This window comes from Stenotrophomonas sp. YJH_SMC_81 (assembly GCF_059370875.1).
Genome location: NZ_JCAFUB010000010.1, coordinates 68516 through 92508 on the forward strand (window position 1 = coordinate 68516; position 23993 = coordinate 92508).

The window sequence follows — 23993 nt, forward strand, 5'->3', positions numbered from 1 at the left end:
CGCATGGGCGCAGCGGCCGCAAGCGACAGCCCGCGCCGCCGCCAAGGCCCGCCGCAGGGCCATCAGCGGGCCCGGCAAGCCCCTTGCGGACACTGGCCGGTTGCATCCATACGCCTGCGTAGCCAAGTGACGAAAGCCCTTGGTGCGCTACACTTTGCGGTCTAGAAATCTATACAACAGTCGCGCGCGTGCGTGCGGTTATGGGAGCGCTAATGAACTGGTTGAACGAGGTGCTGAACAACGACCCGAATCCTGTGGAAACCCAGGAGTGGATCGAGTCGTTGAAGGCCGTTATTGATGTCGAGGGCTCCGAGCGCGCGCATCAGCTGCTGGAAGGCATGGTGGAACTGACCCGTCGTTCGGGCGCCTACCTGCCGTTCTCTCCCACCACCGAATACGTCAATACCATCGAACCGCAGTTCGAGGCCAAGAGCCCGGGCAATGCCGAGCTGGAATGGCGCATCCGTTCCATCATCCGCTGGAACGCGATGGCCACCGTGGTGCGCGCCAACCGCAAGCCGGGTGACCTGGGCGGCCACATCGCCTCGTTCGCCTCCGGCGCCACCCTGTACGACGTGGGCTTCAACCACTTCTGGCGCGCCCCGAGCGAAAACCACCCGGGCGACCTGCTGTTCATCCAGGGCCACAGCGCCCCGGGCATCTACGCGCGTTCCTTCCTGGAAGGCCGCATCAGCGAAGAGCAGCTGGACAAGTTCCGCATGGAAGTGGACGGCGGTGGCCTGTCCTCGTACCCGCACCCGTGGCTGATGCCGGACTACTGGCAGACCCCGACCGTGTCGATGGGCCTGGGCCCGCTGGCCGCCATCTACCAGGCGCAGTTCATGCGCTACCTGGAAAACCGTGGCCTGATCGAGAAGTCCGACCGCAAGGTGTGGTGCTTCATCGGCGACGGCGAGAGCGACGAGCCGGAAACCCTGGGTGCCATCGCGCTGGCCGGCCGTGAAGGCCTGGACAACCTGATCTTCGTGGTGAACTGCAACCTGCAGCGCCTGGACGGTCCGGTGCGCGGCAACGGCAAGATCATCCAGGAACTGGAAGGCGTGTTCCGTGGCGGCGGCTGGAACGTGATCAAGCTGCTGTGGGGCGGTTACTGGGATGCCCTGCTGGCCAAGGACACCAACGGCGTCCTGAAGAAGCTGATGATGGAAACCGTCGACGGCGAATACCAGAACTGCAAGGCCTTCGGCGGCGCGTATACCCGCGAGCATTTCTTCGGCAAGTACCCGGAAACCGCTGCGATGGTGGCCGGCCTGAGCGACGACGACATCTGGCGCCTGAACCGTGGTGGCCACGACCCGCACAAGGTGTATGCCGCCTACCACCAGGCCGTGAACACCAAGGGCATGCCGACCGTCATCCTGGCCAAGACCGTGAAGGGTTACGGCATGGGCAGCGCCGGTGAGGCACTGAACCCGACCCACCAGACCAAGAAGCTGGACGACGAAGCGGTGCGCCACTTCCGCGACCGCTTCAACATTCCGGTGACCGACGCGCAGCTGGCCGACGGCCAGGTGCCGTTCTACCACCCGGGCCCGGATTCGCCGGAAGTGCAGTACCTGCAGGAACGCCGTGCCGCGCTGGGCGGTTACCTGCCGCAGCGCCGCCGCAAGGCCGACAAGACCTTCGTGGCGCCGAAGCTGGAAGCCTACGAGCGCCTGCTGAAGAGCAGCGGCGAGCGCAGCTACTCCACCACCATGGCCTTCGTGCAGAGCCTGAACATCACCCTGCGTGACAAGGAACTGGGCCCGCACATCGTGCCGATCGTGGCCGACGAAGCCCGTACCTTCGGCATGGAAGGCTTGTTCCGCCAGATCGGCATCTACGCGCCGTTCGGCCAGAAGTACAAGCCGGTCGACGCCGACCAGCTGATGTTCTACCGCGAAGACCAGAGCGGCCAGGTGCTGCAGCAGGGCATCAGCGAGCCGGGTGCGATCAGCTCCTGGATGGCCGCCGGTACCAGCTACTCGGTCAGCAACGTGCCGATGCTGCCGTTCTACATCTACTACTCGATGTTCGGCTTCCAGCGCGTGGGCGACATCGCCTGGCAGGCCGCCGACATGCGTACCCGCGGCTTCCTGCTGGGTGGCACCGCCGGCCGCACCACGCTGAACGGTGAAGGCCTGCAGCACGAAGATGGCTTCAGCCATCTGGTGGCCGGTGGCATCCCCAACGTGCGCAGCTACGACCCGACCTTCGGCTTTGAAGTGACGGTGATCCTGCAGCACGGCACCAAGCGCATGATGGAAGACCAGGTGGACGAGTATTACTACGTCACCCTGATGAACGAGAACTACACCCACCCGGAAATGCCGGAAGGCGCGGCCGAAGGCATCGTCAAGGGCATGTACCTGCTGACCGACGCCGGCAAGCCGAAGAAGGGCGAGCTGCGCGTGCAGCTGCTGGGTTCCGGCACCATCCTGCGCGAAGCCATTGCCGCGGCCGAGCTGCTGGACAAGGACTTCGGCGTGACCGCCGATATCTGGAGCTGCCCGAGCTTCAACGAACTGCGTCGCGATGGTTTCGACGTGGAACGTGCCAACCGCCTGCATCCGGAAGGTGAGCAGCGCAAGGCCTACGTGACCGAGCTGCTGGAAGGTCGCCAGGGCCCGGCGATTGCCGCCACCGACTACGTGCGTGCGTATGCGGACCAGATTCGTGCGTTCGTGCCGATGTCGTACACCGTGCTGGGTACGGATGGTTTCGGTCGTTCGGATACGCGTGCGAACCTGCGCCGGTTCTTCGAGGTGGATCGCTACTACATCGCGCATGCCGCGATTGCGGCGCTGGCGAAGGAAGGGAAGATGACCGCGAAGGATGTGGCCCGGGCGATCAAGCAGTACAAGATTGATCCGGAGAAGGCTAATCCTGTTGGGGTTTGATCTCTAACTTTTTAACTAGATATTTCATCGCACTAAAAGGAGTTAAGTGGTGAGATCTGCGTCGATAATAAATTTCAAAGGGGGGGTCAGCAAAACTACGCTGACTCTCCATTTGGCTTGCTATCTTGCGAAGACGTCGAGAGTACTGGTGATCGATGTCGATCACCAGTCCAGCCTGTCGATTGTGGTCATGGGGCAGCGGCTTTGGGAAAAGCAAGTAGCGGCTGGAATGACCGTTAACCGGATTTTTCAGTCTTTCGTAAATAGAAAGGTATCGATGCCCGGCGATGAGATCATCGTAAAGAACGTTTTTCATCAAAGGAATGGCAGTTCAAATCTTTATCCCAGTCTAGATTTCGTCTCGGCGCAGTTCGAGCTTGACGATACGGAGATCGATCTCGCATCGACTACATATGGTATCGCTGCACTATCTGACTGGGAAAAGCGAACCTTGATTGCATCTTGGCTCGATAGTATTAATGCTAGTCAGAAATATGATTACGTGCTCTTTGACTGCCCGCCGGCTACAAAGATTGTTAGCCAGAACGCGTTGATAGCAAGTGATTGCTACATAGTTCCAGTCATTCCTGACGAGCTTTCCAGTCGCGGAGTTACTCACTTCCAGAGTCTCGTCTCTAAGAAGATCGACGAGAAGCTTATATACCTCAGAAATGTGGCTCAAGTCCCGGCGGGCGAAGTTCCGGCAGCCTACCGAGAGAAAACCGCGATGGCTGCGATAGTGCCATCATTGATTAAAACTGCTGGGAATGCTGCTTCAGGAATGACCAATATTCATACTGAGCAGCTGGCGGCTTTGCGCTCGCGATGGGGTAACTCTGTGACCCAGGAGGTGGGGCGTCACTACATCGGGGTTCCGGAGGCTATTAACGCCGGCTGGCCGGTTTGGAACTTCTGGGGTGGGAATGCAAAGTTAAAGGTTAAATCGATGATGACCTCGATCTGTACTGAGCTAAAGAACAGGATTGATTCGGTGTGAAGAGAAAATTAGCTGAGGGCAATCCATACAAGCAGATCGCACAGTACTTGCGGGCTGTCGAACCCTTAGTCTCTGATGGGCCGGAGGGGCGGGAGCTTCTCGAGGCTCTTGATGCACTCTCGCGATACCTGGCAAAGACGTCTAGGGATGAAATCGAGAAGGTAGTTACGCGTAGGATGTCTCGTTCGGTTGATGTAGGGGGGAGCGATAGGTTAGCCAAACTTCCCCTTGATGAACTCGAGACGCTGATTGCGTCCGGAGTACTTACTCGCCGTCAGCTCGAAACTCTCGCAAATAGAAGATTCGGTGTCCCGCTTGGGTCTATGCGTAGCTTCCCGCGGATTGAATTCCTTGTTGCAAAGCTGATGAATCTTATTGAGAACGAAAGAATTCATCGAGTTATCGATGCTGCGGCGAAAAAGAGCATTGAGTAGTGCAATTCATGCTGTCAGGTGACTTTAGGTTATATGCCTGATTATGTGTTATAAGGATAGAATTTTCCCGGTTCTAACGAGAAGGGCCGCAACCCAATGAAGGCTGCGGCCCTTCAAAAGGGGATTTAGTTTATTAGCCGTTGAATCCGAAGGGCTGAAGAAATGATCGAATATCGCCCCCTTAGACTGGCCTGGTCATTTGTCGATCTAGAGAAAGTGTAGTACTGAGTTAGCACTGGATCGGCTGCCTGTCCCTTCGCGGCAGCCCTCATCGCATCTAGAACTTTAGCCTCAAATGTGATTAGGAAGTCGCGTAGATTGTCCACCACTTCTGGATGCTGCCGAACCACCCAATAGTAGACAGGAATATTTCCCGCTCTAGCTAGAAGAGCGTCGGACTCCTGGAACACATCGGCAAGAAGCTCGAGATTGGCAAGCGTTCGCTCTTGGAGGTCGTCAAACTTGGAAATAACGTCTTTGCGATTCTTTGAGTCGGCGTTTTGGAGGATTGTGGCAGAAGCTTCAACGAGCTTGTCGAGATTGGTCGCTTTTGTATCAACAAAGCCTTCGCTATTCTCAATAAGCAACAGCTTTCCGGCAAGATTGAATTCCTGCATCCTTCGTCTGTTAAATCGGACTCGGTTGGAGAAAAACGGATGAGCTGTAAGCTGGCGAATGATTATTGGAATGGGGCCCGGGCGCGCATTTCTCTTTTCTGCACCGTTCGCCGCTTCACCGCTGTTTAGTCGCACAAACATCTCATAGATCTTGGCATCGTCATCAGTCGCAATGCTCATGACTACTGGTTCAAATGCCTCAATCTTCGAAGCAAGAGCTGGGAACCTCTCCCGGAGATCCGAGAAATTAAGCCCCTTGATTTCTTCGTCCGGATTCTCAAGCCACCGGCTTGACCTGTTCAGGCGGAGGTTATCAAGCATAAAATCAAAAATGGCGCCAAGGCGCTGCTTGCCATCCACAATTGCGTATGGCTTCTTATTGACATTCAGTGGCGATCTGGCGCGTGCAAAGTCCACGACATAGAACTTTGGCACATCAAAGTCATTAATTAAAGAGTCTATCAAATGAGCCATTTTTTGCTTTGACCAAATGTCAGACTTTCTCTGGTATGGTGGATCCATGTCGAGATTGCCAGCAAGTAACTGCTCGAACCACCAGCGCAGTGGCTTGGGCGGGTGCTGTCCGATCTGTATATAGCTCATAGATTAAATCCATTCAGTCGCTTAAGTTCCATTGCCAATCCGTGTAGGTCTGGATAGGCGACCGAGTCTGTATACCCCATAGCATGAAGGGTGGACAGTACTGACTCTATTCGCTCTGGTGGGATGAAAATTTTAGTTAGACATCCTTCGCCATAACCATTCACATCGTAAAGAGTGTCCATTTCGCGGATGTCGGAGCCGAAAATAGTAAAGACCCCCCTTTGCGCAAGCATTCGATGTGTATTTGCGCCGCCAGTTATAGCCACTGGCTCCTTATACATGCCCTTTCGATCAGAGGCTGTCCAGGGTGATCTCGGGATATATGATTCAAGGCTCTGCTCGCCAGAGTTTAATGCCCCGCGCGGAGGGCGAAGGCCCTCGAGGGCGGTTATGTTCCAAGTGGCAGGGTCAAGTACCCAAACAGCTACGCCTTCGGGATAGGCCCCAGTTGCTTTATCAATTCGCGCATCTGAAACTGCGAAATAGAGTGCGATGAGTGGATTGTTTGTCCAGTCTAGTAGCCGAGTCGGTACCCCGTAGTGCTGCATATAGAAGAGGGTATTCATCTTGCCAGGCTGGTCTCCTGTAGAGCTAAAGCTGTGCAGGAGATGGTGACTCATAAAGGCGTTCACCAATTCAGTTTCAAGATTCAATAGTGATTCGAGGTCATCTCTTACCGGGTGGCGATAAAGCGTAGGCTTCAGCACAAAGCTGTCGGCTCTTCCATGGCCGCGATACCAATTCTGATCTGTTGTACAGCCGGTTCGCTTTCTTGTTGCCTCTAGAAGGTCCTCAACTGCCTTCGAAAACTGCCAAACCGTGTCAACTTGAAATACATTCACAGCAGACATCCATGCCCCCCGAATTAGTTCTTGTAAGCCTTGCAGTCTTCTTGTGGATGAACGCTTTTTACTGTTGAATCACTTAATTCATGGTTTTGCCGTGAATTCTCGAAAAGTTAAGCCCCCTCTGCGTCGATGAATTTGTCTGAAAGACAAGCGGGCAAAATACGCAGATATGTGGCGGCATCCTCAGCCACTCGCAATTGCGATTCGGGCCGCTCTGCCAGCCGCTGTGCCCATTCGCGTCCTGGATGCAGGACATCCCAGCGAGGGCGCATCCCAGCATGCCGTCCCTTGCCAGGATTATGGTTTCCAAATCCATCAATCAGTGAATTCCACACAGGTGTGAATCGCGAGATGATTAGGGACTCGCCGAGTGGAATCCAGATGTCATCGACAACGAGGAATCGGCAGAAGAAGTCCTCGATGCTCAGATTCGTCGCGGCCTTAATGCTGTCCGCGTGCTCCCTAAGCCTCTTAAATAGCACCTTGCCAGGCGGAACGTCGGAGCCTGCCCCCATACGAGCGCCAGCTGGAACAGCCTTCCCCACGTAGATGGGTAGCATGAACTTTCCATCGTTGTTGAGCCGGGCGATTTGCTCGTAAGCTTCGAAGTCGCCTGTGTAATAGATGGCATAAATGCCCGCGCCATCGAACGGCGATAGCTCGCCGAGGGGGTGCACTTCCTTAGTAAGCAATGCCTCGGCGACGCTAGCGCCAAGGTTCTTCTTATCCAGTGGATTGAACGGAATTACTTTGGCCGTCATGCGCGCTTTCTTTTGGTGTTTGCTTCATTCTTGGCCATTTGCGACAGTCCCGCAATCGCGAGCTGCTCCGCAACACTTGCCGCGACCCGCTGCCCCAGCAGTACGGGGACTGCATTCCCAAGCTGCCGCATGGTTTCCGACCAACTGCCATGGAACTGGAATCCATCGGGGAACGTCTGGATTCGAGCGCTCTCTCGAATGGTGAAGTAGCGTACCGAGCCGTCATCCTTCACTAGCATGTTCTCGCCGCCCGGCACGCCGTGGCCACCAGCCTTAAGCGTCTTCGCCGGCAAATCGAGTGGACTGCCAGTGTGACCCGGGTAAGAGCGTGCACCGGCCTGATAGACGTGATTTGCGAACTTCTTGGCTTCGCGGCTTTCGGGATCTGGCAGCCCCTGCAGCGCGTCCCGAACCGTCCGCCATGCCTGCGTCGGCAGCATCGTACGGAACTGCTGCAACTTGGCGACCCGAGCTGCCAGTTTTGCAGGCATCTTGGGCTGACGTATGCCGTGACGCTTCCAGTAGACCCCGGTCACCCATTGATCATGCAGAAGAGCATCGTAGCTATGGGTTTCATGCGGGAACGACCATTCCACGCCCAGATCGTCTCTGAAGCCCACCAGGAACACGCGCTCACGCTTCTGGGGAACGCCGAAGTTCGCAGCGTTCACCAGCGTAGGAATGACGTTGTAGGTGTGACCCTTGCCCTTCCGCTTTCCCGAAGTCTTCTCTACTTGAAGGCGCGCAAGGTGATCTGACCAGTCCTCATCCTTGCGGGGAGGGACATCCGGGAACTCCAACTGCAGTTGAATGTAATGGAAGTAATTCGAGAACTTGGCGCGAGTCAGTCCCTTCACGTTCTCAACAATGAAGGCCTTCGGTCGCAGTTGCCTGATGATCTCGACAGTCGCCGGGAACATGTCCCGTCCGTCTTCATGCGCCTTATGTTTGCCGCCAATGGAGAATGGCTGGCAGGGGGGGCCTCCAGCCAAAAGCTCAATGTCCTGCGGGATGGAGGACCAGTCGAATGATCGGACATCACCTTCATGAAGGGTCCAGCCACGAACAAGGGGATAGTCGCGCCGTTGATTCTCGCGGACCGTGTCACACGCCCACTTGTCCCATTCGACCACGGCCAAGTGCTCGAAACCGGCAATTTCGCATCCCATGGCCAAACCGCCGGCTCCTGCGAAAAGCTCAACCGATCTCATTCCAGTACTCCAGTGAATTTTGCTTGATTGGACCAACGGTCCACATAGATTTGGACGCGATCATCCTTCTTCCGAAATGAAGGATGGCGTCGTGCTGAGTGAGATTTCCATGCCCAAAGCCGACAACACTGCAATCAGCTTTCTGCTGCCGAGCTCAGAAAGGCGACCCCTTTCGAATCGTGAAAGCAGTTCAGCAGTTACGCCGCTGGTCTTCGCTACGTCGATCTGCTTCAAGCCCAGCTGCTTACGCCTAGCAGCTACCTGACAGCCTAGTTCTTGGAGGGTTGTCACGCCCGGCTTCCGTATTCGATACGCCCCAATTATTGATCTATACGTCAAGTGAGGCAAGTGAAATCCGGACGGGAAGGATCTCCCTCTGGTGTCTCAGGAGCTGAGACAACCAGGCGGGGGAGCCCTACGCCCAGGCACATTGTGATCGGTGCCAGGCTAGCGAGTCAGGGCTGGCCGAAAGTGTCGCTGATGCTGGAGACGCCAGTTCCTTGCCGACAAGGTCGCTATAGCTTGATTGGCGCAATGCAGGGGCCAAGGACACCTGCCGGGACACCGGGTCCACGGCGATAAGGTAGAGGTCAAAAAGGGTATGAACGTCTGCGCGCAATAGAAGACCGTTGCTGACCACGCTACTCGACTGGCCGGAATAGGGGCGGATGTGGGCCGCCTCAAGCGCATCGACCACATCGCACCCAGTCATCGCACACCGACCGCCGTATGCGTCCAGCAGTGCCTTACGGAAGGCAGGCTGCCCGCGGCGCCGAACGATAGCTGCCAGCACACGCTGCCTCTCGTCCACCTCGTCCGCTGGGGAGTAACTGCCAGATGCCTCCGCCGCTTTGGCCTCCTGCTCCAACAGTTCCCTTGTAGGACCAGAGACCGACGTGAGCGTCTCACCGGAGAGTCCGAGGAGCTTGGCCAGTTTCGGCTCAACCTTTGCACCCACGTTCGATGCTGGAAGAAGTCCGGGTAGCCAGGGCCTACCTGCCTGATCTAGAACATGAGAGATGTTCTGCATGCGGTACTCCCAGGCCTTGGACGTGCGTCCGTGCCGGGTAGCCAGTTCCCGATAGACCCTTGCCTTCTCAAGGGTCAATCCATCGGCGAGACGCGCCTCCATTTGGCGATACGCCTCGACGGCAGCGGCCAGTTCGTCGTCAGTCCACCTGCTCACACCCTTCCCCCGTCGTCGACCGCGCATGGCGCTCCTGGGAAAAGTATGCCGTAAACGACACAATGAGGCGCTAATAGCTTGAGGCGAAGGAGCGCAGTGTGTCGGCGCAAATCGCAGCCTGTTCAGGCCCGTCGACGCGTCTCGTATGTGGAGTTCAGTTGCAAAGCCCTAATCGGCCGGAAGTAGTCGGCTACTCCAGCGCTGGAGTAGAGGTTGAACGCAAGGCCTCTCATTGGCTTGGCCCATGAAACCTAGGATGAGCAACTGTGATGAGGAATTGTCCACCAGCAGAGCGGGCTCACCTCGGCAAGTGAGCTCGAAGTACCTTGCTTCAAAGCGTCCGGCACCGAGCGTTGCATCTTCAGCCGCTAGGCTTAGGGCTTCCTGGCGTATGACAGAAAATTCGGTAGCCGAGACCTTGGGGTAGGTCTTCAGCTCCAAATCGCCTTTGGGCAAGTGGAAGTGGGCGAGCGCTGAGCCAATCAGCGCTGCCAAACACAGTACTGCGTACGTCAGAGACTTCATTGGAAGTCCTGCAGATCAGAGGCGAACGGATAATGGGGCTGTGGCGACAGCCTGCAGCCTACTGCTTGAGGTTCAAGCCTTGGGGGCTACTCCCGCACATGCAATCGCTCAGTCACCTGCGCAGTCAACGCCACACACGCCAACTTCAACCCCTCCATTACCCGATCCCCCAGGTACTCCTCGGGCGCACCGTTCTGCCGGGTCCGCTCTGCGGCCAGCATCAGCTCCGCCACCACACGCAGGCCCGCCAGCGCGCAATCCGCGTCCGCCAACTGAAGGCACCTCCCAGGCAGTTGATGCCGTTCCGGCCAAGGCTGGCCATCCGCAGCCGCACCAGATCCGATGCGGCGCAGCGTGGCGACAAAGGCGTTGGGATCGACGGACGGTTCGCGCTCGGGTTCGGCGTTGTCCGGATCGTACTGCGCGTGCAGGGAACGGAAGTCCGATGTGTTCATGGCAGTGCTCCGTACAGGACAGATAGCAGCGCCACCGATAAAGGCGGCGGACGGTGCGTGTCTCGAAAACCGGTGAATACCCAATCCGGCGGGTCCGAGGACCCCCACGCACCGCCCGCCATGGATCGCGAACGGATTGCCAGCCGGCGCCATCCGAGGATGACGCCGACTGGCAAGCGCAAAGCACTGGGTATTCAGACGGGTTTTCGAGTCCCGCGCCACCTAGTGCGAGGTGGCATGCCAAGGTGTACTCGCATGGTTGCGAGATGCCAAGAAACCGTAGGCCGCAGAGGCCGCAAATGCTGACGCTTACGGCATTGTTGCATGGCGCACGCGTGGCAGAACCCTTGCGGTGCAGTGGTTTCGGCCGGTGTTAAGTTACCGCCCGAATGCGCATTGAAAAGCACGGTTTGCAGCTGTTCGGGATCCCAAAAGCGACACGTAGCCCACGGCGCCCATTCGCGCAGCATGCCGATTGCGACACGGCTTAACTTCGCAGCGCCACGTCAGGCCGTGGCCACAGCGCATCGTCGCGCTCCAGGTCGTAGTCGCTGCCGAACGCCAGTGCTGCTTCTCGCGGTGGAAGGTCTGCGTAGCAGCCCAGCAGGTACTCATCCATGCCGGCATCGCGGTGGTCGATGGCGAACAGGTGGAGGAGCTCCTTGTCGAAGGCTTCCAGCCATGCGGGGTCGATCCTGGTCATGGGCATCCTCCAGTGGAGGAGGGAGAATGGGCTGTCTCCATCTCAGAGGATGCGATGGAGGGTAGGATCTGCCTCTCAGTCATCAGTGGATAGGATCAGCGGAAACCGTGAGCCTGTCGCATCTGCCTCGAAACGACCATGCCAAGAGGGGTAAGCTTCAACTGCGGTGTCATTGAAGGGAATCCAGGGACGTAGGCGATGAAGCGAAGCCCCACCCAAGGCCCTCAAGCGGGCCAGTTCTACTTGTTCTCACCCGATCTGGAAAGCAGCCGTCCTTTCCGGGGCGCCGAGGTTGAGAACCTGTCGGTGTTGCTCGATCCACCGCGCATTATTCTGCGCCCGGACAACGGCGGGTTTCCGGCGCTTCGCGAGAAGCCGCGCATCGTCTTCGATGCTTCCAAGGGGCCTGAGCCCCGTGACCTGGAGGGCGGCTTCAGCGGGTACTGGCTCGTCTCGGAACGGCTATGGCAGGTGATGAATTCTGTGGATCCGCATGCGTTCGACTTTGTTGAGTGTGATGTCCGCCTGGCCGATGGCACAGCTATGCCACGGCGTTTCCTGTGCGACGTGGTGCGTGAACTGGACGCGATAGACGAGGAGCGTTCAAGGCTGGATATCGAGGTCGATGAGGACTTCGTCAACGGAAAGTTCTATTCGATTGCAGGCGGGGCGAGTCTGGCCATTCGCTCTGAAGTGGTGCGAGATGCGCATGTCTTTCTGACTCCATTCAGCACCTTCGTGATCGCGAGCCGCGAGTTTGTTGATGCAGTTCGCGCGGCGGGGCTTCCCACGAATCCTCGGGATAGCGGCATCTCGTTCGTGGATGCTGCGGAAATCTGACCTTGGGGAGCAGACAACTGACGGCAAACCAGCTGCGACGTGTTGAACGGCCGCACGGTTCAGTCAGGCAGGCCCGACTGTAGCCACCGCCCATCGTCCAGCTGCAGGTCGTAGTTGCTGTCGAACACCAGGACTGCCTCGTGCGGTGGAAGGTCCGCGTAGCAGCTTACGAGCGACTTCGATTCACATTTATAGCGTGAGATGACAAGTATGGGATCAACTTCCACCCATCAGCCGCGCAAGGGCGAGTTCTTCAAGGTACGACCGGATGCTACCCGTAGAGGAAAGGGTCACGGGGTGGTCTTTGAAAACGAGGACGCGTTGCTTGCGACTCCCAGACTGATCCTGTTGCCCGAAGCCCGTGGCGTCCCCCCACTGCGTGAAGTCGCGCGCTTGGTCTATCAGGAGCGGCAGGGCGTCCCTCCACAGGATCTGGAAGGCGGGTTGAGCGGCTATTGGCTGGTCTCCGAGCGATTGCGCCAGGTCATGGAAGAGATAGACCCTGACGCGTTCGTTTTCGCTGATACCGACTATCGCTTGGAAGACGGTTCAAAGGGACCAACCTACTTCCTTTGCGACGTGGTCCGTACGCTGGACGCCTTGGATGAAGAAGCCTCCCAGCTCAACATCGTGATCAGCGATGAGTACGAGGCAGGGAAATACTACCGCCTGACCGGTGATGTCCGGTTGGCGTTCAAACGCGAAGTGCTGGGTCCGGCTCACGTGTTCAGATTGCCGTTCCATGGCGGGGTATTCTGCGACCGAACGTTCAAAGATGCGGTGGAAGCTGCCGGCATTGTCACGGCCAAGAGATCCAACGGGCTCTGGTTTGAAGATGTGGTGAACTGCTGAGTCGGTCCCACCGGCGCTAACCTCGCGACCTATGCTGCAAGTGTGCGGAGTGCGGTACATGCCTAAAATTGGGAGAGAAACAAGCACATGCCCTCGTCAAAACGTAATCAGCCTGTGCCTGGTGAATTCTATCTGCTGATGCCCGACACGACTCGAAGGGGAAGAGGGCATGGCGTTGAGATCGAGAATGAGGACGCACTGCTGACGCCTCCCAGGCTGATCATCCGCCCCGAAGAAGGCGGCTTTCCTCATCTGTCGCAGAGACCGCGTCTGGTGCTCGATCCAAAGCTGGGGGATCCACCGCAGGACCTCGAAGGAGGAATGAGTGGCTACTGGTTGGTATCAGAGCGCCTCAAGATGGCCTTCACCGAAATAGATCCCGTCGCCTTTGAGTTCGTGGAGTGTGATTACGTGCTTCCGGACGGCACAGAGGGCCCAACGTACCACCTGTGCGAGGTTGCTCGCGAGCTGGATGCCGTCGATGAGGAAGCATCGAAGTTCCGGGTCATCGTCGATGAGGGCTATCCGGGCGGGAAGTTCTACGACCTTCGTGGCGGAGCAAGCTTGGCATTCAAGAGGGACGTAATTGGGGACAGTCATGTCTTCAGGAGCCCGTACTCCGGCGATCTTGTCTACTGCGATCGCATGTTCCGGGATGCCATACGCGCTGCGGGAATTGGAAGCGAGTGTGAAATGCGTGGCCTGAGGTTCAAGGACGCAGCCAATGTCTGATATGGCGCGCGTCATTCTAAGCATAATCCGCATGTAAAAATTGAAGACGGCTGCGGCGCGTCTCATGGAACGGGATCGGTAGTCGAACTTAAGATGGATTTCACTTTTTGTGCGATTTCTTGCCGGTGCAGAACGGGCTAAAAAACAGCCATGCCTATTCAGTACTTGAGTTGAAGGCAGGGCGGTAAGAGGCAGGCCGCATCGGGACTTCAGAGCGCCCAGAGGAATTGGAGAGCAGCAGTAGTGCGCTATGTCGGCGGAGAGGACTTCAGGCTGTGAGCGCTCGGGCATGACTCGAGGAGGGCATGGAAGGTTGGCACCCTCTGATAAGCTCTTGGCACGCTTATTTAGATTGATTCTGAGGTGAGGCAAACAATGACTTCGAATCTGCCAAAGAAGGGCGAGTTCTTCGAGTTGCGCCCAGATGCCCGACGGCGCGGCAAAGGGCATGGCGTCGTTTTTGAGAACGAGTCTTCCCTGAAGACCCCTCCAAATTTCCTCTTGCGTCCCGATCAGGGGGGCTTCCCGCCTCTGCGCGAGACACCGCGTCTAGTGTATTACCCAAGTGAGGGGTGGCCACCGGAGGATCTTGAAGCTGGAATGAGCGGCTATTGGCTCGTTTCCGGGCGTCTCCGCGAGGTGATGGCGGCCGTGGACCCAGGAGCTTTTGCGTTCAGGGAGACTGACTATCGACTCGCTGATGGAGCAATGGGTGGCCCTTATTTCCTTTGCGATGTCATCAGAACCATTGATGCCTTGGATGAGGCAGCATCCCAGCTGAAGATCATCGTTAGTGACGACTATGAAGAGGGGAAATACTACGATCTGACTGGCGACGTCCGCTTGGCGTTCAAGCGGGAGGTCATCGGCGATGCTCACGTATTCCGGCTCCCTTACTACGAAGGTGTCTTCTGCGACCGGACTTTCAAGGAGGCGGTCGAAGCCGCGGGACTGATCGCCAGCGGTACGTCCAACGGTCTGTGGTTCTATGACGCGGTGAACTGCTGAGACCAGGCGATGCTTGAGTCAAGGAGGATTTGTGGCTGGACATTCCACTCATTTGCAGGACCATCACGCGATTGAGCAGCAGACGCTGAGGCACAGCCCATTGCTCGCAAAGCTGCAGGAGGCCGGGCGATTCAATATTCACGCCCAAGAGAACCGGCTATTCCTCCCCGCAAACCCTGCCTATGCAGATGCGATGGGCATTACGCCTCACAGTGGCGGACCGTTGGGTGAATACCAGAACGGAATGATTCGGCGCTTGAACGAGATTCAGAGAACGCGAGACGGTAAGGCCGCGCTACTGAATGACTCTGACGCCCTCGATAGAGTGATGGCACGTGTAGAAGCATTGCGAGACACCGTCAAGGTCGGGTTGATCAACGGCGATCTCAACACGAATACTCCGCTGGGAAGCACGCCTGCGATCACGAACAAACGAATCCGAGATTTTTTTGACGGAGTTCCTGAGTACCACCAAACGCATATCGCTCAGATCCAAGCCTTGAAAGGTTTCACCGGGGTCGACCTTGGCTGGGTGGCTGTCACTCATTCCGAAAGTGGTATCGTGACTACGCTCAATAGAATCGAGTATGACGCCAAGCCACTGACTCGCGGTGGAAACATTGAGTTGCAGCGAAGCGGCCTGTCGCTTGCCATTTCCAATGCCCACCACGGTGGCCGAGTTGTTCTGACAGAGCCGGGTATCCAGACGGTCGAGCGCGTGCTCGGCGAGGAAGCCGGGCATCGCATTCGCAGCCCGCGCTCGCAGCAAGGCGGTGCGACATTGGACCTCCTCCTCGGCCAAGCCTCCACGAGCCAACTGGTCCGATCCGGCGGCCTGCTCGCCTCCGGCGCCGACGCTGTCATCACCGCCCGCCGCACCTCGCAACTGCTGGAAGAAGGCAACGGCACGGCCGCCCAGTCCGAGCTCACCCACGCTCTGGCACGCAACGGCGGTGGCTGGATCGGCGGCATGGCCACCGCATCACTGATCGGCACGTCGAGTTTCGTCCCTGCGGCCATCGTCGCGGGCGATGCGCTGCTGATGAGCAAGGCGTTCGACAAGGGTGCCGATCTGCTCGACAACCGCGCCATCTACCAGCAGACCGACAAGGCCGATGTCACATGGCAGTTCAATGGCCTCAACTGGCAGCGCCAGGCGGTCATGGACAGCGCGGGCGACGGCCTGGGCAATCCGGCTGAGCGCAGTGTGGGTGCCAGTTACGAGAAGGCCCGCGAGCTGGGTGCGAACGCCCACGTAAAGGCGGTAGAGCTGGCGCTGGGCAGGGCGCCGCCGCCGCAGGATCCTTTCAGCATCCCGGCGAAGGCTGGCGAGAGCCGTCTGGACAACCCCAACTGGCACCGCGATGCGCAGACCGAACAGTGGACGCGGCAGGTCAAGATCAGCGTGTCCGGTGCCAACGACCGGGGGGTGTATGAGACGCAGACCGCCAGCCCCGAACGCGCCAACGAGTTGAATCGTGAGGCGGTGCAACGCATCGAGAGCAACATCGCCAACGGCAAGGCCGCGATTGCCGCCAGCTATCTGGAGACTTACGTCGCTACCCGCGCCAGCGACTTCGTGCCGCTGGTGCCGGAGGCGGTGGAGCAGGCCCGTGCCAGGCCCGACGCCATCCGGGGCTCGGACAACCAGCTCTACCAGCGCGATGAAGCAGGGCAGTGGAGCCATGCGGGCCAGATCGCGCAGGGGAACATGGCGCTGGAGCTGGAACTGACCCGCACCATCCAGCAGCCGTCGCTCGATCAGTTCAACCAGACCATCGCCGCATTGGACGCGCGGCCATTGCCGTCTGCGGCGGAAGTGAACCAGAACGAGCTGCGCCACAGCTACTACGCTGCGGGCGTTGCGCTGTCACCGGCGTGGGAGCAGGCCGTTGCCCTGGCCACGGCGCGCACGCGCGAGCAGCACGGCATTACGGGTCCCACGCTGCAGGAACTGGGGCCTGTAGCCGAGGGCAACGCGGGCGCGTCCCGGCCCATCACCCATTACCAGGTAGGCCAGGATGGCGTGGCGCGCGCCGTCGCGACCACCAGCACGCAGGAGCTGCAGGCGGCGTGGAATGAGGTGCGGGCGCTTGCCAATGAGCAGGCGCCGGTGCCGGACTCACCCGAGCTGCGCATTGCCGCGCTGTCGGCGGGTGAGCAGGAGGCTTACCGGCAGGCACTGCAGGAAGCCAATCGACAGGGGGCTGCGCAGGTGGATGCAGGTCAGGCTGCACGAGCGGCCGCGCAGGTGGCACATGGCGACAAGCCATCTGAGCAGGGCGGGAATGTGGAAGTGCGGCCTGAAGAGCCTGCGACTGCGCAGCCCATTGCGCCTGCGGCGGTAGCGGTCACGCCAGCGGTAGCGGTCGCACCACCACCTACGCCCGCGCCACAGGACAAGCCCGCGCCTCAATGGCACTCCGAGCAGCGCGATCCGCCGCGGCGTGAGGCGGAGCCCCAACCTCAGCCCCATCCAAACAGCGAGGCGCCTACCGAAAACCGTATCGCCTCACAGACGCCGGAGCCCGCTGGGCCGATGCAGGCACAACCGGCCGCACCTGAGCGCGCGACGCCGCATGTCGCCGCGCCTCTGGATGCGGCAACGCAGATGATGCCCACGCAGCGCACAGAGCAGGCATCGGAGTCGGAGCAGATGGTCGCACCTGCGGTTGCTCCCACTCCAAAGCAGGACATGGCAGTGCAGGAGAGTGAACCGGTGCCCTTCAAGGAGCCGCTGCCTGCTGAGCCTGCGCGCGATCCATGGCCTTTGGAGCAGGAAGCGGCACAACACGTGCCAGAGCCCGAACCGGCTCCGTTGGGTGACCACCAGCCCGTCACTGCGGCTGTCACTGTTCCTGCCGCGCCCACGATAGCGCCAAGCCCTGAACCGACCGCGCCCGCACCGGATGAGGCATCGGGCCCGAACCGGACGCTGCAGGACCCCACGCAGCCCGGCCATCCCGATCATGCGCTGTATCAGCAGATCCGCGAGGGCGTGGAAGCGTTGGACGCCAAGCACGGTCGCAGCTTCGATGAAGTCAGCGAACGCATGACCGTCAGCCTTCTGGTACTGGCCAAGGACAACGGCCTGGAACGGGTGGACCATGTGCTGCTGAGCAACGCTACGCGCGAACACCCGGCCGGGCACACGCTGTTCGTGGTGCAGGGCGAGCCCAGCAATCCGGCACACCAGCGCGCTGCGATGCCGACCGAGCTGGCGGCGCAGACATCGGTGGAAGAATCACTGCAACAGTTCGACTCTGTCAGCCGTGAAGCGCATCAGCGTGCACTTGCGAATCAGATGGATCAGCAGCTGGAAGACCAGCGGGTGCAGCACGACATCCAGATTCGTGCGGCGAGCATGTGATCAGTAGGGCATGCGCTGCACTGGCGACCTGCACGGAGGACTGAAGATGACGCCACAAGGAAAGCGCCGGATCTGCATGCTCGCGGGACTACTCGTTCTTCTGGCTACCGCCTGCCGGCCCGATGCGGCTCGCGACGAAGGCTCGATAGCAGAGGCCCATCGTCCGGATCTGGTGCCGCTTGTGCGAGCCATGCCCACCTCGTCAATGGGTGCACCATTGACGGTCGAGTTCGATGTGGCTGCTCCCAGCAAAAATTCCTCTCCAACGCTCATGATCGGCATTCGCGTTGACCGCACGGATAACACCGCGGCGTTTTGGGCACTGGCCGATGTTCGGGCGTCCGGGTTCCAGGCGAAGGTTTCCATGCAGCGCCTGGAATCGAGTGGATGGAAGGACGTGCCCTTGCACCGGCTGGAATGGGTCATTGGGGAACCTGCCAGAACAATTCCCATCCCCGCCGATGGTCGAGTGACAAATGCGTGGCTGGACGATGTTGACGTGCTGGCGCTGCAGAATGCTGGGCTGGAACGACCCGATGATAACTATGCACAGCTGGCCTTCGCATGGGCACGCAATCCGTCGCCGGGCCGATACCGGGTTGAAGTGCAACTGCACTCCCCTCTGCCACAGCTTGGGCCGTACCAGCCGGAACTGCTGGTTGCTTACTTGCGCAGGCCTAAATAAGGCAGCCTCGCCACCGCCGGTACGCTGAGTGTCACGGGTAAGTCAGCTCGGCATTCTGCCGATAGAGGGGGATCGTATTCATCGGCCTCCCCCTCCGAACTGGACTGGCGTAGACGCAGGCTCATGATGGAGGAGATCTGCGCCGAAGCGTCTTTGGCTGTGATGACCATCGGTGGGTCCCAGTCCGGGTTGAAGCCACTGTACGACCCGGATGAAGAGCGCCCGGACCTCCATCGTTCACGGCTGAACGCGATATCGTTCCAGAAGATCATGAACGCTGGTTTCCAGGCGCTGCCAGTCGCTCAGCATGACGCGTGCATAGTTCATCTCGATGGCGATGCTGTCGCCCACGTCCACGATGGAATGGCGGCACATTGCGATCTGGCCTTCGCCAGCGCGTTCAAGTGTCTTTGCCTGAACTACAAGTCCGTCAGGAATGCGGTCTGCCGGGTCGCAGCTGATGAACGTTGTCAGTTGGCCCTCCGCCGAGCGGGCCACATACCAGTCTGGTTCCATTCCTGGGTTGTGCACGTAAGGCCTGCCCAGCGCAGCCTCCGAGTCCTTTGCATAGGCTGCCATCAACGATGGGTCGATCGCATACGGCGTCAGACCCCAGCGTTCGGGTTGTGCAACGCGCAGCGCGAGGTTCTCTACCGGGTCCCTTCGCTCCAGTGATCCCGGCGCGCTGGTGGCTTCACTACTGGACCGACGTGCCAGATAGTTCTGGATGGGAACGCGATCGATGTACCTAAGCTCGACCAGCACCTGCCGCCGGCTGTCCTGCGAGCTGCGAACCGGGCGATCACCGGGAGGCGCTGCATCGAAATCCGGCCAGAACACCGTGAGCATGACGCCCCCATCGGCCAGGGGGCCCGTCTGGTTGTAGTAGAGGTTGGCCGGGAACATGAAGCGGCGCGGGCCCACTCGTGCCTCTACGGGCTCCGTTGTATAGGTATGTCCACCCACCGTACGGGGGCTGGTTGCGGCTTCGGACATGGGGGGGTCGTTCGGGCCCGTTTCCGTAGATGGGGCTTTCGCGCAGGCGGTGGTGCTCAGCACCGCCACCAGGGCGAAGGAGGCAAGCCGGCAAGCCGGCGCTCTGCTCATGGGCGATTCCCTTGCATGACCGGAAGGACTATAGAACGGTGGAATGGCAAGCTCCAGTCGTTGCCGGGACCTTGCTCACGCCCGGGTCCAGTACTGCACGCTGGCTCACATATTCAGCAAGTCGCGATCGGCGTCCTCTCTTCTTGCATCTGCCCCCATCCCACCTATGCCATCATCCGCCCAGGACCGCAGTACCCATCAAGGCTGAACAGGCATGGAGCAGGCAACACGCTACACCGCAACCCTTTATCTGGCCGCACCCGGCACCCCGCTGAAAAGTGGGGGCATCTCGCCGCGCGGCCACATGTACCTGCAGGTCGCTGCGGGCGACGAGGCCCACAGCTACGGCTTCGCGCCACCGCGCCACGCGCCGGGTGAAACCCGCACCGGCGTGCAGTACGCGCAGGTGCGCCACGACGATGCCGACGAGCATCTGGACCCGTACTACAGCCGCACCCTGGAAATCACCGAAGAGCACTACGGCTGCCTGCGTGATTTCGCCGAGGAACCGGCCGAGTTCGAATTCGATGTGGATCGCCCGGCCACCATCAATCGCTGCAGCGATTTCGTTTGGGCGGCCCTGCACTACGCCGGCCTGCATCCGCTGCCGGCGCCGCTGGATGGGGGCAGCAACCTGGGCGAGTTCGCGGTGCTGTTCAACCTGCCGGAGATCCAGTGCATCGCCGCGCCGTTCCCGGGCAGCGACCTGAATGCCGAAACCCACCACGCGATGCCCGAGCGCGAGGCCGAGCATCATTGCCAGGGCGATCGCGCCAGCGATGAGCCGCCGCCGACGCCGATTGAAGTGGCCGGCACGCTGCTGGACCCTTCGCATCCGGACCATCGACTGTTCTCGCAGCTGATCCAGAAGGTAGCTGAACTGGATGCCGCGCATGGCCGCCCGTTCGATGCGGCCAGCCAGCGCATCAGCGCCAGCCTGCTGGTGCTGGCCAAGCAGAACAACCTCTCGCGCGTGGACCACGTGCTGCTCAGTCGGCCGACCCAAAACAGCCATGCCGCCGAGAGCATCTTCATCGTGCAGGGGGACCGCAACGACCCGGGGCACCGTCGCGCCAGCATTGCCACCGAAGTGGCTGCCAAGACCGATGTGGCCGATTCGCTGCGGTTGAAGGAGCAATGACGCGGCCACTGCGGCGGAGGCTGGTGGTACTGGCGGTGCTGGGCGCGCTGGCGGCATGTCGTGCGTCACCAGCGCCTGAGGTTGCGCCGCCCCTGCTGACGCGCGCACAGGCCGAGGCCCGCACGGGTGTGCCGTTCACGCGGGCCGTGCAGTTGCAGAAGGCCGGCCGGATTGCCGAGGTCACGTTTGATTTGCCGGCGCCCCAGAAGCCGGCCATTCCGATCCTGAACATTGGGTTGCGGCTGCAGGATACCGATGCGCGACGGCTGCTGGATGCTTCGGAGAAGATCACGCTGGGACGGCTGCCAACGCGGCTGCGCCTGGAGCGTATTGATGGCGGTGCACCTGGTCCTGTGCAGCTCTGGCAGCGTACTCGCGATGGACGCGATTCTCAGAAAATCGGGGAGGATGGCGTGGTAACAGACCTGACGACGGGGAGCGTGGACATCAACAGCTTGGCCGAGGCCGGGTTGTACTCTGAAGACGTGCTCTATCGCACGTTGCAGTTGGCGCAGGTCGGAGGCATTGCACCCGGGCGCTACCTTCTGCGGGTCGACCTTGTGGAGGATCGGCCCCAGCTGGAAGGCCTGAAAGCAGAACTGATCGTTGGCTACCAATCACTAGGAAAGTAGTGATGCACAAGGACGTTGCCGAACGCTACAGCGTAACCATTCATCTGGCGGCCCCCGGCACGCCGCGCTACGGTCGTGATGCTGAGGGAAACAGGTTTCTGCTGGAGCCCTCGTTCGCGGGGCACATGTTCCTGTCGCTGCGCCGTTCGGGTGAACCCTTCCCGGAGAGCGTGGGTTTCACCCACGCAGGCACCAAAGACGAGCCGAACAGGGGCAAAGTCGATGACATGGATGTGTTGGTCTACGACAAGCCCCGCTTCGAGCGCACGATCGAGATCAGCAAAGAGCAGTACGACCGCATCCTCGAGTTCTCGGCAGACCCGAAGAAGCACGGCTTCGACATGGAATACGACTTCTTCTCCAACGCCTGCACCGATTTCGCTTGGGGTGCCCTGAACCACGCTGGGCTGCGCCCGGTCGGGCTGGCCGGGGAGATCATCAACTACGAGGGCGCTACCAGGGTCCTGGACAACATCCGCGCGGTCAACGCCATTCCGCAGCAGGTGAAGGGCAGCGAACTGGACAGGGTGCAGTGGAACCCGATGCCGAAGCAGACCTTCCGCGAGTGGATGTTCACCGAGAACGGCGAGCAGTGGCGCGGCAACAGTACGCTCGCGGCAAGCGGCACGCCCGCAGACCCGGCGCACGACGATCATGCCCGCCTCAACCAGATCCACCAGCAGGTGGCCGACCTCGGCGCTTTCGGGGCGCGCAACGGCAATGTCAGTGCCAGCCTGCTCGCGCTGTCGAAGGAGCAGCAGTTCTCGCGCGTGGACGAGGTGGTGCTGGGCGAGCAGCGCGGTGATACCGCACCGCAGCTGTTCATCGTGCAGGGGGACCGCAGTGACCCGGCACACCAGCGCGCCAGCATGCCGGCGGAGGTGGCTGCGCAGGCACCGGTGGAGGCCTCGTTCGATCGGGTCGCGCAGTTGCAGCAGAATCAGCGGCAGGGAGACGCGCAGCGCCTGCAGGAGGAGCAGCAGCTTCAGCAGAGCCACGGCCCACGGATGGCATAGCTGCGGGCGCAGCATCGAGGTCGAGCGTTGGCCATGCCCGCGACGGCGCACGCCACGTCCCCCACCTGCTACCATTCCCCCCGCAACCCCAGCCAGCCCACCCCGCGCAGACAGATGCGGGGCGGGCCGTCGAAGTACGGCCCAGCGAGCCAGGACACCTTCCCGTGCCCATTCAAGGACGCTCGCATGTTCCGTACTCCTCTCTTCCGCTCGGCCGCCCTGGCCGTTGCCGTTTCGCTCAGCCTCGGCGTGCCCTCCGCGTTCGCCGACAACGCGCCCGCCGCCAGTGCCACCACCGCCGTGCAGCGCCAGGCCGTGGCCAAGGGCCTGTACGAGCTGGCCTACAGCCCGAAGCAGAACGCCGTGTTCGTGGCCTCCTCTGGCGGTTTCGGCGATGACGCCGGCCCGGCCCAGGTGCTGCGCCTGAACCCGGCCACGCTGGCCGTGGAAACCCGCATCCCGCTGGAGCGCAAGGCGTTTGGCGTGGTGCTGGATGACGCCCACGACCGCCTGTACGTGGGCAACACCGTGGACCTGTCGGTGACCGTGGTCGACACCGCGCAGAACAAGGCCGTGGGCACCATCCAGCTGATGGAGAAGAAAGCCGGCAAGGACGGCAAGGCCGCCTACACCCACGACCTGCGCGAGCTGGTGGTCGACAGCGCGGCCAACCGCCTGTACGTGACCGGCCACAGCAGCCAGCCGGATGTGAGCAGCGTGCTGTTCGTGATCGATACCACCACGCTGAAGGTGATCAACACCATTGATGGCCTGGGCAATGCCAAGGCACCGGGCCTGGCGCTGGATGCGGCCAACAAGCGCGTCTACACCAGCAACCTGCTGGCCGACCTGGTGGTGGTGGGCACCGATTCGAACAAGGTGGTGGCGCAGCACAGGATCGCCGCCGAGCAGCCGATGAACATCGCGCTGGACCCGGCGGGCAAGCGCCTGTTCGTGACCGACCAGGGCTCGGAATTCCTGCGTGGCTACCAAGCCAAGAGCAGCGGCCTGGTCAGCAAGCATCCGGGCCAGCGCGTACTGGTGCTCGACCGCAGCACCGGCAAGGAACTGGCCAGCATCCCGACCGATGCCGGCCCGCTGGGCATCCTGCTGGATGCACCGCGCAAGCGCCTGTACGTGACCAACCGCGAAGCGGGCACGGTGACGGCGTACAACAGTGACAGCTACCAGAAGGTGGCGACCTACACGGTGCCGACCCACCCGAACAGCCTGGCGCTGGATGCGAAGAACAACGTGCTGTTCGTGAGCATCAAGAACGGCGAGAAGGATGACAAGGGCGCTGACGAGAGCGTGGCGCGGATCCAGCTGTAACAGCGGTGCACAGGCTGTAAACGCAGGGGCAGGGCGCA

22 protein-coding genes are annotated in these 23993 nt (G+C 60.2%); 13 read left to right on the top strand and 9 right to left on the bottom strand.

Translation table 11 applies throughout. The annotated features are described in order from the left end of the window. The first annotated feature begins 212 nt into the window (after positions 1 to 212). The 3 genes from aceE to AC5P8U_RS17135 are packed head-to-tail and all read left to right on the top strand — an operon-like array spanning position 213 to position 4331. On the top strand, positions 213 to 2900 hold the full coding sequence (gene aceE, locus AC5P8U_RS17125; protein WP_012478970.1) for a pyruvate dehydrogenase (acetyl-transferring), homodimeric type: 2688 nt from the start codon (positions 213 to 215) through the stop codon (positions 2898 to 2900). A gap of 49 nt (positions 2901 to 2949) precedes the next feature. After that, complete coding sequence (locus tag AC5P8U_RS17130) at positions 2950 to 3897, top strand: ParA family protein (RefSeq protein ID WP_329916011.1); 948 nt, start codon at positions 2950 to 2952, stop codon at positions 3895 to 3897. Further along, positions 3894 to 4331: a hypothetical protein gene (locus AC5P8U_RS17135; protein ID WP_151354654.1), complete on the top strand. Its 438-nt coding sequence runs from the start codon at positions 3894 to 3896 to the stop codon at positions 4329 to 4331. Before AC5P8U_RS17130 ends, AC5P8U_RS17135 begins: the two co-directional genes overlap by 4 nt. A 125-nt stretch (positions 4332 to 4456) precedes the next feature. On the opposite strand, the gene AC5P8U_RS17140 is transcribed toward AC5P8U_RS17135, so the two are convergent. From AC5P8U_RS17140 to AC5P8U_RS17175, 8 genes are all read right to left on the bottom strand, one after another. Further along, positions 4457 to 5551 carry a DUF262 domain-containing protein gene (locus tag AC5P8U_RS17140; RefSeq protein ID WP_151354655.1) on the bottom strand — a complete coding sequence of 365 codons (1095 nt, stop codon included), beginning with the start codon at positions 5549 to 5551 and terminating at the stop codon, positions 4457 to 4459. Continuing rightward, positions 5548 to 6402, bottom strand: coding sequence for an FRG domain-containing protein (locus tag AC5P8U_RS17145; RefSeq protein WP_329916012.1), 855 nt, complete (start codon positions 6400 to 6402; stop codon positions 5548 to 5550). Before AC5P8U_RS17145 ends, AC5P8U_RS17140 begins: the two co-directional genes overlap by 4 nt. A gap of 107 nt (positions 6403 to 6509) precedes the next feature. Next, positions 6510 to 7160 (bottom strand): Eco29kI family restriction endonuclease, encoded by a 651-nt coding sequence (locus AC5P8U_RS17150; RefSeq protein ID WP_151354657.1) that lies wholly within the window; start codon positions 7158 to 7160, stop codon positions 6510 to 6512. Next, entirely contained in the window at positions 7157 to 8371 is a 1215-nt protein-coding gene (locus tag AC5P8U_RS17155) for a DNA cytosine methyltransferase (protein WP_151354658.1), read from the bottom strand. Before AC5P8U_RS17155 ends, AC5P8U_RS17150 begins: the two co-directional genes overlap by 4 nt. A 60-nt stretch (positions 8372 to 8431) precedes the next feature. Continuing rightward, positions 8432 to 8662, bottom strand: a complete 231-nt coding sequence (locus AC5P8U_RS17160; protein ID WP_227838124.1) for a helix-turn-helix domain-containing protein — start codon at positions 8660 to 8662, stop codon at positions 8432 to 8434. A 124-nt stretch (positions 8663 to 8786) separates the two neighbouring features. Further along, the gene (locus AC5P8U_RS17165) at positions 8787 to 9584 is read right to left on the bottom strand and encodes an HNH endonuclease (protein WP_495214239.1); all 798 of its coding nucleotides are present in this window, start codon (positions 9582 to 9584) and stop codon (positions 8787 to 8789) included. A gap of 584 nt (positions 9585 to 10168) precedes the next feature. Then, positions 10169 to 10537: a hypothetical protein gene (locus tag AC5P8U_RS17170; RefSeq protein WP_151354661.1), complete on the bottom strand. Its 369-nt coding sequence runs from the start codon at positions 10535 to 10537 to the stop codon at positions 10169 to 10171. Positions 10538 to 11024: 487 nt separating this feature from the next. Then, a complete protein-coding gene (locus AC5P8U_RS17175) occupies positions 11025 to 11240 on the bottom strand; it encodes a hypothetical protein (RefSeq protein WP_447897010.1) in 216 nt (71 codons plus the stop codon). 198 nt (positions 11241 to 11438) lie between these two features. On the opposite strand from AC5P8U_RS17175, the gene AC5P8U_RS17180 reads away from it, so the two are divergent. The 6 genes from AC5P8U_RS17180 (at position 11439) to AC5P8U_RS17205 (ending at position 18727) form a co-directional block, all read left to right on the top strand. After that, the gene (locus AC5P8U_RS17180; protein ID WP_151354663.1) at positions 11439 to 12080 is read left to right on the top strand and encodes a DUF1629 domain-containing protein; all 642 of its coding nucleotides are present in this window, start codon (positions 11439 to 11441) and stop codon (positions 12078 to 12080) included. A gap of 210 nt (positions 12081 to 12290) precedes the next feature. Beyond that, complete coding sequence (locus AC5P8U_RS17185) at positions 12291 to 12932, top strand: DUF1629 domain-containing protein (protein ID WP_151354664.1); 642 nt, start codon at positions 12291 to 12293, stop codon at positions 12930 to 12932. A gap of 87 nt (positions 12933 to 13019) precedes the next feature. Further along, a complete protein-coding gene (locus tag AC5P8U_RS17190; protein WP_151354665.1) occupies positions 13020 to 13664 on the top strand; it encodes a DUF1629 domain-containing protein in 645 nt (214 codons plus the stop codon). A gap of 375 nt (positions 13665 to 14039) precedes the next feature. After that, positions 14040 to 14672, top strand: a complete 633-nt coding sequence (locus AC5P8U_RS17195; RefSeq protein WP_111098388.1) for a DUF1629 domain-containing protein — start codon at positions 14040 to 14042, stop codon at positions 14670 to 14672. 31 nt (positions 14673 to 14703) lie between these two features. Next, positions 14704 to 18042 (top strand): XVIPCD domain-containing protein, encoded by a 3339-nt coding sequence (locus tag AC5P8U_RS17200; RefSeq protein ID WP_447897009.1) that lies wholly within the window; start codon positions 14704 to 14706, stop codon positions 18040 to 18042. Between the two features lie 46 nt (positions 18043 to 18088). Further along, the gene (locus AC5P8U_RS17205) at positions 18089 to 18727 is read left to right on the top strand and encodes a hypothetical protein (RefSeq protein WP_447897008.1); all 639 of its coding nucleotides are present in this window, start codon (positions 18089 to 18091) and stop codon (positions 18725 to 18727) included. Positions 18728 to 18964: 237 nt separating this feature from the next. On the opposite strand, the gene AC5P8U_RS17210 is transcribed toward AC5P8U_RS17205, so the two are convergent. Continuing rightward, positions 18965 to 19723: a hypothetical protein gene (locus AC5P8U_RS17210; protein ID WP_447897007.1), complete on the bottom strand. Its 759-nt coding sequence runs from the start codon at positions 19721 to 19723 to the stop codon at positions 18965 to 18967. Positions 19724 to 20048: 325 nt separating this feature from the next. On the opposite strand from AC5P8U_RS17210, the gene AC5P8U_RS17215 reads away from it, so the two are divergent. From AC5P8U_RS17215 to AC5P8U_RS17230, 4 genes are all read left to right on the top strand, one after another. Beyond that, positions 20049 to 20975, top strand: coding sequence for an XVIPCD domain-containing protein (locus tag AC5P8U_RS17215; protein ID WP_447897006.1), 927 nt, complete (start codon positions 20049 to 20051; stop codon positions 20973 to 20975). Continuing rightward, positions 20972 to 21607 (top strand): hypothetical protein, encoded by a 636-nt coding sequence (locus AC5P8U_RS17220; protein WP_447897005.1) that lies wholly within the window; start codon positions 20972 to 20974, stop codon positions 21605 to 21607. Before AC5P8U_RS17215 ends, AC5P8U_RS17220 begins: the two co-directional genes overlap by 4 nt. A 2-nt stretch (positions 21608 to 21609) precedes the next feature. Then, a complete protein-coding gene (locus tag AC5P8U_RS17225) occupies positions 21610 to 22623 on the top strand; it encodes an XVIPCD domain-containing protein (protein WP_447897004.1) in 1014 nt (337 codons plus the stop codon). Between the two features lie 186 nt (positions 22624 to 22809). Then, positions 22810 to 23955 carry a YncE family protein gene (locus tag AC5P8U_RS17230; protein WP_188241579.1) on the top strand — a complete coding sequence of 382 codons (1146 nt, stop codon included), beginning with the start codon at positions 22810 to 22812 and terminating at the stop codon, positions 23953 to 23955. The last annotated feature ends 38 nt before the right edge of the window (positions 23956 to 23993 follow it).